This window comes from Serratia sp. (in: enterobacteria) (assembly GCF_046715635.1).
Taxonomy (GTDB): Bacteria; Pseudomonadota; Gammaproteobacteria; order Enterobacterales; family Enterobacteriaceae; genus Chania.
Genome location: NZ_JBKJYW010000260.1, coordinates 1 through 12909 on the forward strand (window position 1 = coordinate 1; position 12909 = coordinate 12909).

A 12909-nucleotide genomic window follows, 5' to 3' on the forward strand; every position below is an offset into this window, starting at 1 on the left:
CTTCATGCTTAAGGAGCAAGTAATGGAAACCTTAAACCCGTTCGATGACGAGCAGCAAATTTGCTACGTCCTGCGTAATGACGAACTGCTTTACAGCCTGTGGCCGGATTTCAGCGCCATCCCGGCCGGTTGGGTCAGCGTTTTTGGCCCGGCTTCCCGGGAGCATTGCGTCAACTGGCTGGAACAGCATTGGCAGGATATGCGGCCCGCCTCACTGCGTAAGGCGTGATGGGGACGCAGAAGCAAGAACCGATAACAGGAGCGAACGTCGTGTCAGAAACCTCTATTTTACCTATTGGGCAACAGGTTACCGTCGAGTTGCCATTGGTGGCGGCGCAGCCCGGTATTTGGGTTGCCGATCAGATTTCACCGTACGGCAATGCCTATGCGGTTGCCCATTATATCGAACTGAACGGCCCGCTGGACAAAGACTACCTGCTTCAGGCGATCTCACTAGGCCTGGCAGAAGTGGACACTTTACGGCTGCGTTTCGTTGAGCATGACGGTGTGCCGATGCAGTATTACGATGCCAAGATGCCGCTGGCTGAGCCGGAATGGGTTGATTTAAGCGGCTCGGCGGATGCAGACGCGGCGGCCCATGCGCTGATGCAGATCGACCTTGGTGCCGAATTGCGGGTGAGCAGCGGTAAGCCGCTGTATCGCCATATCCTGATGCGACTGGCCGACGATCGCTGGTTCTGGTATCAGCGTTACCATCATCTGGTGGTTGATGGCTTCAGCTTTACCGCTATTGCCCGCCGTATCGCCCATATTTATACCCGCCTATGTCAGCACGAGCAGCCTGAACCGACGCCGTTCACGCCTTTTAGCGATGTGGTGGCGGAATACCAGCAATACCAGCAATCTCCTGGTTATCAGCGCGATGCCGATTTTTGGTTGAACAAGGCGCGGCAGTTACCCATGCCAGCGACCTTGTGCCCGCAGCCGTTGGCCGGGCAGGCACCCTCGACGCGTATTCACCGTTTGGCGCAGTTCTGCGCCGCGCAGGATCTTGCGCCATTACTCAGCGCGGGCCAGCAGCAACAGCTCAGCGCTGCCGATATGGCGATGGCGCTGGTGGCCGTGTGGGTGGCTCGTCTGACAGGCCAAACCCGCTACAGTGCCGGGTTTATTTTTATGCGCCGCATGGGATCTGCCGCACTTTGTGCCACCGGGCCGGTGATTAACGTGCTGCCGGTGGAGATGCATGTCGCGCCGCAGGCAACGCTGGCCGATATCGCCGCGCACATCAACCGGGAACTGAAATTTGCCCGCCGCCATCAGCGCTATGATGCCGAACAGGTGCAGCGCGATCTGGGGCGGATTGGCGACAGTCAGCCGCTGTACGGCACCGTTTTCAACTTTAAGATGTTCGACTACCAGCTCGATTTTGCCGGAATCGAAGGGATCACCCACGATTTGGCCTCTGGCCCGGTGCGAGATCTGGAAATCGCCTTGTTTATCGACGAGGCTGGCACGCTGAAGATTGAGTTATTAGCCAATGCCGAGCGTTATCAATTGGCCGAACTGACTGAGCACTTAAAGCGTTTGCCGCTGCTGCTGCGGCAGTTTGCTGCCCAACCGACCTTGCCGGTAAGCGAAGCCGACTTGCTGAGTGAAAAAGATCATGCTCTGTTGGCCAAGGTGAACGACACCGCTTATCCGGTGGCAGCACAGACCCTCAGTGGTCTGCTGGCCGAACAGGCGAATAAAACCCCGGATGCCCCGGCGTTGGCAGATGAGCATTACCGGTTCAACTACCGCGAAACTCGCCAACAGGTGATCGCCCTGGCCCAACGTTTGGTGGCTCAGGGTGTGCAGCCGGGCGATATCGTGGCGGTGGCATTGCCGCGTTCGGTCTTCCTGTCGCTGGCGTTGATGGCGATTGTAGAAGCGGGGGCGGCCTATTTGCCATTGGATACCGGCTATCCAGATGAGCGTCTCAGCATGATGCTGGAAGACGCGGCCCCACGCCTGATTATCACCGATGCCTCCCAGCAAGCGCGTTTTGTGGGACAGGGTGAAGTGCTGCTATACGATGCACCGCTGAAAACCGATGCTGCTGCATCGGGCGTTCTGCAAGGCCCAACGCCGCACCATCCGGCCTATATCATCTTTACTTCCGGCTCTACCGGGCGGCCGAAAGGCGTGCTGGTGGGGCATCAGGCCATCGTTAACCGTTTACTGTGGATGCAGCATCAGTACCCGCTGGCGGCAGATGATGTGGTGCTACAGAAAACACCGTGCAGCTTTGACGTTTCGGTGTGGGAATTCTTTTGGCCGTTGATGGTTGGCGCGCAGTTGGTGATGGCACCACCGGAGGCGCACCGCGATCCTGAGCAACTGCACACGCTAATCGATCGGCATAAAGTCACTACCATGCACTTTGTTCCTTCGATGCTGGCGGCCTTCGTCGGCGCGTTGGATAGCGCAACCGCCATCGGCCATTGCCAGCCACTGCGTCAGGTGTTCTGTAGCGGTGAAGCGTTACCGGCAGAGCTGTGCCGCCTGTGGCAGAGCCGCACTCAGGTGCCGTTGCATAACCTCTACGGTCCTACCGAGGCGGCGGTGGACGTGACCTGGCATCCGGCCTTTGGTGACGCACTTGCGGCGGTTACTGGCGCTAACGTGCCTATCGGTTTGCCGGTGTGGAATACCGGTTTACGAATTCTCGATGCGCGCTTACGGCCAGTGCCACCGGGCGTAGCAGGCGATCTTTATCTAACCGGCGTGCAACTGGCTCAGGGGTATCTGGCCAGACCGGATCTGACCGCCAGCCGCTTTGTTGCCGATCCGCTGGGCGATGGGGGCCGGATGTACCGCACCGGTGACGTCGCCCGCTGGCTGCCAGACGGCGCAGTAGAATATCTGGGGCGCAGCGACGATCAGCTGAAAATTCGCGGCCAGCGGATTGAGCTCAGTGAGATCGACCACGCCCTGTTGTCACTGCCGGGCGTGCGTCAGGCGGTGGCTCATGCCTTGGTATTGGAGGGCACGGTCGCCGATGCGATGGGGGGTGATGCCCGGCAGTTGGTGGGCTATCTGGTCCCGCAGCCTGGTGTGCATCTGGATAACGAAGTCCTGCGTGCTGCGTTAGCCGATCGCTTGCCGCCGCATATGGTGCCGATCGCGCTGGTTGAAATGACCGAGTTGCCGCTTAGTGCTAACGGCAAGCTCGATCGCAAAGCCTTACCGCAGCCGCAAACCGGTGCCGGAAAGGCCGGACGCGAGCCGGAACCCGGGTTGGAAAGCGAAATTGCTGCCGTCTTTGCCCGTTTGCTCCAGCGCGAGCAGGTGTTTGCCGATGATGATTTCTTTGCTCTGGGCGGGCATTCGTTGCTGGCGATGCGTCTGGCCGCCGAGTTGCGGCGCGATCTGGGTAAAGCGGTGTCGGTCGGCCAGGTGATGGTTGCTTCGAAAGTAGATCAATTGGCTCAGCTACTGGCGGAAGAACGCACGCAGGAAGAGGCCGACCAATGCGGTTTCGACAGCGTGCTGCCGCTGCGCGTTACCGAAGGCCCAACGCTGTTCTGCTTGCACCCGGCTTCTGGCTTCTCCTGGCAGTTCAGCGTGTTGCCGCGTTATATCGATCAGCATTGGTCGCTGGTGGGCATCCAGTCTCCACGGCCAGATGGCCCATTGGCGTTGGGGGAGGATATGGATCAGGTCTGCGATGCACATCTGGCTACGGTATTACAGGTACAGCCGCACGGCCCGTACCACTTTATCGGTTACTCCCTGGGGGGAACGCTGGCTCAAGGTATCGCAGCTCGTTTGCAGGCGCGTGGGGAGGAGGTGGCTTTCCTTGGCTTGCTGGATACCTACCCGCCAGAAACCCAGAACTGGGACGTGATGCTGGACGACAACGTGCTCAAAGAGGTGCAGCGTGAGCGCGAACAGTTCCTGGCGGTATCTGAAGATACGCTCGATCCGGCTCTGGGCGAGACGCGGGTCGTGATGTTTGACAATATCGAAGCCAACTACGCGGACTCGGTCCGGCTGTTGTCACACACCCATACGGCGCACTTCCAGGGGCAGGCGACGCTGTTCGTGGCTAAGCGTACCTTGCAAGCAGGCATGGATGTGCAACAGACCTGGGCGGAATATGTCGACGCATTGCAGGTGTTTGAGCTGGATTGTGCGCACGTGGATATCGTTTCACCGGCTTCATTTAAAGTATTGGGGCCCTTGTTGAACCGGGTGCTGCGGGCACTGTGACCATAAAGGGGATTATGTGATACGGGTTCGATAACCAGTGTCAGATCCTCGGTGTAAATATATTGGTAGTCATAATCCACTAAAGGGGCGAATGCTGATAAGGCTCGCCCCTTATTTTATGGCATAAGTTAACACAGTTTACTATTAGCTGGCTGGCTTGATCCTGAAGTATTAATTAGGAATAGCAGCATTTAGTCTGGTTCAATATCCTGGCTGTTATAGGAGTGCTTATCGGCTATACTCCGCTCAGGATCCAGGATGTTATCCAGAGGCAGGGGTTATACCCCTGAATACGGTTGTGGAAATTAAAAAGGAGGAAATATCCACATACTTTTTAGTAACAAGTAAAGAGGCACTATGACCAGTCGTAAACATTTAACCCCTTCCGAAGTAGGAAAGTTGCTTGAGGCGACCCTGAAAGGTAAAAACCCTGAACGTGATTATTGTTTGATCTGGATGTGTTTTATCCATGGCTGTCGGGTGAGTGAAATCAACAGTTGGCGGCTTGCCGATATCGATCTGGAAGGCGGTAATATCTATATCCATCGGTTGAAGAACGGCTTCTCAACCGTCCACCCCTTGTACGTGCGCGAACGGAAATGCTTGCAGCGTTGGCTGGCCAAGAGAAAACAGTACCGTGGTGCAGACACGGAGTGGTTGTTCCTTTCTAACCGCGGTTCCCGCTTATCACGCCAGCGTATTTATTGGTTAATCCGTAATTACAGTGAGGCGGCTAACCTGGAGGTCAATGCGCATCCTCATATGCTACGTCATGGCTGCGGTTTCGCTCTGGCGGACCGGGGGATCGATACGCGTTTGATTCAGGACTTTCTTGGCCATAGGAATATTCAGAACACGGTACTTTATACGGCTAGTAATGCCAGGAGGTTTAAGGAAGTATGGTGATGGGTGAGTGGAAAAATATGTCTAATGAGTCACTTTGAACTAAATTGCAACATACTCTAAGGATACACCAAAATAATGTCAATACTAACCATTCAATATTTTATAACTCAATAAAAAACACTTAAATAACAATTAATTACGAAAATTCCTCTGCCAAACCACTTCTAAGTTAATTCCATGTACTTTCTTGCTTTAAATCCTAATAAAACCAATCTTAAAATTTTCTAACTTTTTACTTGGTTTATTATGCTACTTTTTACATTTTATCAGAGTAATTGGTTGCATTATGCCATTTTGGTGGCCATCCGTGGCTCATTTAACCAAAGGAGTCACTTTAGTTCAAAATGAATCGTTTGGCTGGAAAGGTATTGCCGCCCAATCGCTATTTGCGGAGGTGGTTTTCAGTCGATGAACTAAATGAAAAGGAATGACATAGGGCTATGTCAAAATAAACAAGTGCGCGCATTTGAAGTGCATTATTTAAAAGGAAAGTAGTATGAACAAGAATCTGATCGCTATCGCTGTATTGGCCGCCTCCGCGTTTTCCACTTCTGCATTCGCTGCAGGCGGTAAAGTTTACTTTACCGGTGAGATCATTGATAAAGCTTGCACCATTGAGACCGATGTTGACAAAATGACTGTTAAACTCGGCAAGATCCATGTCGGTGAATTTGGAGGCGCTTCTGACGTCACAGCGGGTAGCCTGGGCTTCAACGTGATCCTGAAAGATTGCCCGGAATCAGTGACTCAAAATGGAGCTGCCGTGCGTTTTGCTGGTACCCAGGTAAATGGTAACGGCTCCGTGCTGGCGCTGACCAATGAGCCTGATGTTGCCACTGGCGTGGGTATCCAGATCGCTGATGACCAGGGTTCTGTAATCAACCTGCATAAAGACTCAAGAGTTTATCAGTTGTCCAGCACTGAGGATAACCTGCTTGGCTTTGTTGCCAGTTACTACTCGACTTCCGCCAACATCGTTGCCGGTAAAGCTAATGCCGTGAGCGATTTCAGCATTAGTTATAAGTAAGTTTTATCCATCCTATTTGTTATGGGCGACATAAAGCCGGGTCAGGGGGGCGAGAGCCACTCCTGGCTCTTTTATCAATGGTTGAAGTGGGTGAATAAGCAATGAAAGTCTGGCGGAGCACAATAGTCGTAGCGCTATTATTAACCTTTGGAGCCCAGGTGCAGGCGGGTATTATTGTCGGTGGAACGCGTCTGATTTATGACGGTGCTAAAAAAGAAGCCTCGCTGGGGGTTAATAATCCGGATAAGGTACCGTATCTCATTCAGTCCTGGGTTGATACGCAAGAGGGTGATACTTCCAAGGTCCCATTTATCATTACCCCTCCTTTATTCCGTCTGGACGGTGAGCAAAATAATATTCTGCGGGTAGTGCGTGCCGGTGGAACTTTACCGACCGATAAAGAATCGCTCTATTGGTTGAACATCAAATCTATCCCTTCAGCCAATAAACAAGAGAACAGCCTGCAAATTGCGGTCAAGACGCGTATCAAGCTGATTTATCGCCCGCAGGGCTTACCTGGCACGCTGAATGAAGCAGCCAAGGCATTAACCTGGCAACGTAGTGGCAACGCTATTCAAGTGACCAACGCATCGCCATTTTATATCACTCTATTCTCGGTCAAGATTAATGGTAACCCGTTGAAAGATGTTCCTATGGTTGCCCCGAAGTCCAGTACGCGCTTTGACTTGCCAACGGGTAGTACGGGCGGCGCATTAAGCTGGGAGATCATTAACGATTACGGCGGTATCAGCCAGCCGTTTATCGGCAATCTATAAGGCACCTCACTAACAGTAAATATTTTTAATCCCTGCACAGGCAGTACAGGGAATGGACGCGGCTTGCCGGAATTTGCTGGTGCGGCTGATAAATGGAGTTAAATGGATGAAAAACCCGAAGCGTATAGTCCCTCGCGGATTTAACCGCACCCCGCTGGCATGGCTGATCTCATGTCAGGTGGCCATGTTGATGGGGATATCCGGTAGCGTGCAGGCGCGCGATTATTTTAACCCGGCCCTGTTGGAGCTGGGTGACCCGTCTCAGCGAGGAGCCGATCTGACGGTTTTTGAAGACGGCCGTACCCAGGCTCCGGGGAATTATCGGGTTGACGTTTATCTCAATGGCATGATGATCGATACTCAGGCTCTTGATTTCTCCCTGCAGCGGAGCCCGGCAGGTGAGGATAGCCTGCAACCCTGCCTAAGCAGTGACATGCTGGAGGCCATGGGCGTGAAGATCGCTTCCTTCCCTGCTATCCAGGCCTCTGGGCAGTGCGTTAATCTGGCGCAGATCATTCCCCAGGCATCGGCTACGTTCCGTTTTAATCAGCAGCGGCTGGACCTCAGTATTCCCCAGGCGGCGCTGAACTCCACCGCCCGTGGCTATGTATCGCCTGACAAGTGGGACCAGGGGATACCGGCGTTGTTGGTTAACTATAACTTTAGCGGTGCCAACACGTTGGCACGAGACAGCAACCGCTCTGACAGCAACACCTATTATCTTAACCTGCGTTCCGGGATCAACCTTGGTGCCTGGCGCCTGCGTAACTATTCGACCTGGAATCGTAACTCTGATGGTGAAAGTCACTGGGATTCCATCAACACCTATTTACAACGCGACATCGTGGCCCTCAAGAGCCAGTTGATACTGGGTGACAGTACTTCTCGCAGTGAGGTATTTGACAGTGTGCCTTTCCGTGGCGGCCAACTTGCCTCGGACGACGACATGCTGCCGGACAGTTTGAAAGGCTATGCGCCGACGGTGCGGGGCATTGCCCGCAGCAACGCCCAGGTGACCATTCGCCAGAACGGTCACGTGATTTACCAGAGCTATGTGCCACCTGGGGCCTTTGAAATCAACGATCTATACCCGCCAGCGAGTAGCGGCGACCTGCAAGTGAGCATCAAAGAGAGCGATGGCAGTGAGCAGAGTCTGGTGGTGCCGTTTGCTTCCATCCCGGTGCTACAGCGCCAGGGGCGCTTCAAATACAGCCTGACCAGCGGCCAATATCGCTCGGCCAGCAGTAACATAGATGACACGCCGTTTACCCAAGGCACGGCGATCTACGGTTTGCCGTGGGGGGCTACCCTCTATGGCGGGGTACAGGCGGCCAGCAAGTATCAGGCTCTGGCTATCGGTTGGGGGCAAAACATGGGGGCCATCGGTGCGCTTTCCGCCGACGTTACGCAGGCCTGGGCCAAACCTGAGCAGGATAGTAAAGAGCATGGCCAATCATGGCGTATGCGTTACGGCAAGAACTTTATCGAAACCGGCACCAATTTCACCCTGGCCAGCTACCGCTACTCAACGGCGGGGTTCTATACGCTGCGGGAAACGTTGGATAGCTACACCAATGGCAAAGCCTCGCAGACCATGGCTCACAAGAAGAGCCGTGCCGAGCTCTCAATGAGCCAAGCCCTGGGGGAAGGCTTGGGTTCACTGTCGCTCAGCCTGTACAACGAAGACTACTGGAACGATAGACGCCGCAATCAATCCGCCAGCGTCGGCTATAACAATAGCTGGAACAGCATCAGCTATGGCCTGAACTACACCTTCAGCAGAAATGGTTATGACAGCAATGGCGAGCGTGTCAATTACGACGACCATGTTTTCGCCTTTAACGTCAGTATGCCACTGAGCCAATGGTTACCGGGCAGCTATGTGAGCTACAACCTGAATACCAGCCGCCAAGGCACTACCAGCAATTCCGTCGGATTTAGTGGTACGGCATTGCCAAACGGTAACCTGAGTTACAACCTCAGCCAGGGGTACACCAGCCAGGGCACCGGGGCCTACGGTAATGCCGGGCTTAATTATCGGGGAGGTTTGGGCCGGGTGAACGTGGGGTATGGCTATAACCGCTCCGATCAACGCTTCAATTACGGCGTACAGGGCGGGATCTTGCTGCACGAGGACGGTTTGACACTCTCGCAACAGATGAATGAGACGGCGATACTGGTCAAAGCACCGGGCGCCAAAGGGGTGCGCGTCGCCAACCAGACCGGTGTCAGTACCGACTGGCGCGGCTATGCCGTGGTGCCTTATGCCACGGTGTATCGCAAAAATACCGTCGCGTTGGACACCACCACCCTGCCGGATGACGTAGATATGACGATAGCCAGCCGGAAGGTGATCCCAAGCCGTGGTGCCGTGGTACGTGCCGAGTTCAAGCCTAAAATCGGCCAGCGGGTGTTGATGACCCTATTGATGCAGGGCGGCGCACCGGTGCCGTTCGGTGCCACCGTAACCGACAGTAATGGTGAGGGTGATAATGGCAGTATCGTCGGCGACGGCGGTCAGGTGTTCCTCTCTGGGATGGCTGGTAGCGGCCAGCTGCAGGTCAAGTGGGGCAACACCGCTTTGCAACAGTGTCAGGTTACTTACAGTCTACCGGAGCAAAAAGACGGCACCGGGATCCGTTTGATAAATGGTCAATGTTTATAAAGGCTTTTATGATGAATAAATTGAAATCGTTAGTGCGTTATTCGCTCATGGGGGGGGCCATTGCCATGGGTTTGGGGATGATGACGCAGGCACAGGCAGTAGTCGGGCAGTGTTATACAGTAGGTGGTGTTAAGGACTACACTTTTTCCTTTAATCAGGATTTTAATTCTGATCAAGCTGCTGATTCCAATGGAGAGACTTTTTGGAATGCAAGTGGCGGGGCATGGAATTTGGGATTAGGATATAATGTCGTCTGTGACTGTGGTTCCTCAAAAATAATGAAAGAATCGTTTATTACGGCGCGCCTCGCTTCGGATACAGTGGTGGCTAATGACGAAGGTAGATCTTTTTACGCATTGACCAATAACAGTGTTTTTGGAATAGCTGCTGATGTATTTATCGCTGGTGCTGTCGGTAAACTTTTCGAGGCTCCCTTCACTGATCAAGGGAATGGCTATTTCGCCAAAGAGCAGTCGTGTAAGGGGAAAGAGCTAGCGGATGGTTCGTATGAAGGGACCTTATATGATAGTGGTTCAGCAGGGCAGGTTCACCTACATTTCAGGGAATCGGTTGTTGGTACTACCGTGATAAACCTCACCGAAGTGGTGAGGATTTATATTCGTTCGCAAACAGGTTTCAACAAAGACGATACCCCAGTGGCGATAGTGAAGATGCATGGTAGCGTCACCGTACCGGCGAAATGTGAACTTAAGAACACGAACGTTACCGTGTCCTTTGGCGACATTCTATCCGGTGATTTCAAGACTGCAGGCCAAATGCCAACCGGCTTTAGCAAGGTGCATGAGGAAACCGTACAGGTACAGTGCAGCAACCTTCAGACCACGGCGACGGTCAGTTTGAAGTTTGAGGGGGGGCTCAATACCCATGATCAAACCGCCCTGAAGACTATGAGCGGCAATGTAGAGAATGAAGATATTGCGATCCGCATTGAAGAGAAGGACACCAAACGGGTTATTTCGCCAGGCAGCCTCCTGCCGGTAGCCATGAATGGCCTGGGTAATGTCCATAGTGATAATGAGACGAAACTGCTTTTCTATCCTATTAGCGCTACCGGAAAACCGCCGAAGCTAGGGGAATTCAACTCGACTGCTACCATCACGGTAGAAATGGAATAATTGGGTTATTCGAAAAATAGATTACGGCAATAAAATAGTCTGCGAAAACGTTTCACTATAATGGAGAAGGATATAATCATGGACATGAAAGCGACATTAAAAATGGCTGCATTGGGCTTGGCCCTCGGCGGTATGGCTATTAGCCATTCGGCACTGGCATACGACATAAAATTTAATGGTACAGTCAAACCATCGCCGTGTACGGTCAAGACCGAGGGGGGCACTATAAAGGTGCCTCTGGGGGAGGTTGAGGCGCATATTCTAACTGTGGCCCAGGGAAGTGACTGGAAAGACTTTAACCTGGATCTAATCGATTGCCCAGTTGGAACAAAGAAGGCCGTTGTGACCTTTAGCGGTGAGTCGGAATATGGCGACCTGTACAAAAATACGGCTGTGACGGATGCTGCGGGTGCTGTGCAGATTGAAATGGTCGATGCGACTACGGCAGCCAACCTAAGATTGGGCAGTGGCAGTATTAGGGAGTTATTGGTTGATGAACAAACTCGTAAGGCGACTTTACCGATGAGGGCACGCATGTTTAGCACTCACGGTGGTGCAACCCCAGGAAAAGTTGAGGGAGCGGTTCAGGTGGGGATAGAGTACCCCTGATTTTCAGTAATACCCTCTAGCCATAAGAAAACCTGGCCCCATTTTTTAATGGCAGTTTTACTTGTATCTTTTGCGTCAATCACCAGGGGCTTATTTATCGTTTATCGCTGGCTTTATTTTCAATGCGTTTTTTGGCCCATAACAATAAGAAAAAATAACCCTCATCAATAAGAGAGGAATGACATTTTTGCACACCAATTTATCAAGGAAGTAAAAAAGGGAATTCGGCAGAAATGGGAGATTTAATATGACAACGGTTCATACCTATCAGAGAGGGAGTGCGCATTCCCCCAGCTCTTATGGGCTTAAAGGGGACGGGGTGATTGTAATGGAATCTTGTCCCATTACGGCACTCGGCATGCGTAATATTTTGGCCCAGTCCTGTGGCCTGACGGATGAGGTACAACGGGTCAGCAATCTGGCACAAATCCCGGGATTGATGCGTCATCGCCCGGCTCGGCTGCTGATTATGGAACTGTGCGGTGAAGAAGAGTCGGTTCTGGATGGTTTGAGGCTGATTGCGCTTTGCCTGGATCATTGGCCATCCACGGCGATGATCGTGTGTACCGCACTTGACGATCCCCGGGTGCTGCAATTGCTGACCGCATCGGGCATCAAAGGGCTGGTGCTCAAACAGGAGCCTGCCGTGGCGCTGACGCAATGCGTACAGCAGGTTTTATCGGGCTGCCGCAGCTATAGCCACAAGGTGCGGCAATTGCTGAGCAGTCAGTCTGCCGTTGGTAAAGCCTTGACGTCCCGTGAACTGGATGTGTTGGCGCACCTGTTTTCCGGTAAAAGCGTGACCACCGCGGCGTTGATGATGCACCGTGATGTTCGCACCGTCAGCACCCATAAGCGCAATGCGATGCACAAGTTGGGTTTTCAGACTGATGGTGAGCTTTATTTGCAAGGCAAGTGGATGGCAAAGACCGGCCCGGTGTTTGCCCGCTAACCCTTGATACCGCTATGCACTTATTCTCAGGATGGAATGAGCGATATATTTATACAGGAGTCGCCTATGCAACCGTTGTCACAAAAGCCGCTTGGCGTGGCGTTAATGGATCGCAGCCCACTCACCCTCACCGGGCTGTCTTGCTTCATCGGTACGCTTAACGTTGCCAATGAGATTATCGTGCAGGAAACCAGCATGGCTGCGGTGGCCGAAAGGTTACTGTACCAACCCGTCGATATTCTCATCACCGAACTCAATGGCCAGCATGAAACCATCGCGCAGAGCCATGAAGTTCTGCTGGGTCTGTGTGCGCAGCAGCCTGAGTTACGGGTCATTGTTTACACTCGCAGCCAGACAGGGGAAGACCTGTGCAAGCTGCTTGATGTGGCCAATATCAGCGTGGTGTCCCGTGGGGATGAACTGCCGTTGGTCGGGGAATTCTTTAACCGGGTATTTAACGGAGAGCGCGTACTGAGCCCGTTGATCGGGTCTTATCTGGCGCGTAACGATCCTGACGATGTTTCAAGTTTGCATCATCTGACCCGTTGCGAAAATGATGTGCTGACGTTCTTGTTCAACGGGATGAGCCTGCGGGAAATTGCTGAACTGCAACACCGTAG

10 protein-coding genes are annotated in these 12909 nt (G+C 53.0%); all 10 read left to right on the forward strand.

The genetic code is table 11. The features are described 5' to 3' along the window. Nucleotides 1-22 precede the first annotated feature (22 nt). Entirely contained in the window at nt 23-229 is a 207-nt protein-coding gene (locus tag ACLQ7H_RS12895; protein WP_411753011.1) for an MbtH family protein, read from the forward strand. A 41-nt stretch (nt 230-270) separates the two neighbouring features. After that, entirely contained in the window at nt 271-4218 is a 3948-nt protein-coding gene (locus tag ACLQ7H_RS12900) for an enterobactin synthase subunit F (protein WP_411753012.1), read from the forward strand. Between the two features lie 357 nt (nt 4219-4575). Further along, a complete protein-coding gene (locus tag ACLQ7H_RS12905) occupies nt 4576-5124 on the forward strand; it encodes a tyrosine-type DNA invertase (RefSeq protein ID WP_411753013.1) in 549 nt (182 codons plus the stop codon). Between the two features lie 496 nt (nt 5125-5620). Then, on the forward strand, nt 5621-6151 hold the full coding sequence (locus ACLQ7H_RS12910) for a fimbrial protein (protein ID WP_411753014.1): 531 nt from the start codon (nt 5621-5623) through the stop codon (nt 6149-6151). Nucleotides 6152-6252: 101 nt separating this feature from the next. After that, nucleotides 6253-6927, forward strand: a complete 675-nt coding sequence (locus ACLQ7H_RS12915) for a molecular chaperone (protein ID WP_411753015.1) — start codon at nt 6253-6255, stop codon at nt 6925-6927. Between the two features lie 106 nt (nt 6928-7033). Continuing rightward, nucleotides 7034-9592: a fimbria/pilus outer membrane usher protein gene (locus tag ACLQ7H_RS12920; RefSeq protein WP_411753016.1), complete on the forward strand. Its 2559-nt coding sequence runs from the start codon at nt 7034-7036 to the stop codon at nt 9590-9592. Between the two features lie 8 nt (nt 9593-9600). Further along, entirely contained in the window at nt 9601-10728 is a 1128-nt protein-coding gene (locus ACLQ7H_RS12925) for a fimbrial protein (protein ID WP_411753017.1), read from the forward strand. A 78-nt stretch (nt 10729-10806) separates the two neighbouring features. After that, nucleotides 10807-11337 (forward strand): fimbrial protein, encoded by a 531-nt coding sequence (locus tag ACLQ7H_RS12930; RefSeq protein WP_411753018.1) that lies wholly within the window; start codon nt 10807-10809, stop codon nt 11335-11337. Nucleotides 11338-11695: 358 nt separating this feature from the next. Then, nucleotides 11696-12289: a LuxR C-terminal-related transcriptional regulator gene (locus ACLQ7H_RS12935; protein WP_411753019.1), complete on the forward strand. Its 594-nt coding sequence runs from the start codon at nt 11696-11698 to the stop codon at nt 12287-12289. A 66-nt stretch (nt 12290-12355) separates the two neighbouring features. Beyond that, nucleotides 12356-12909 (forward strand): helix-turn-helix transcriptional regulator (locus ACLQ7H_RS12940; RefSeq protein WP_411753020.1); only part of this gene is annotated, 554 nt, incomplete at its 3' end.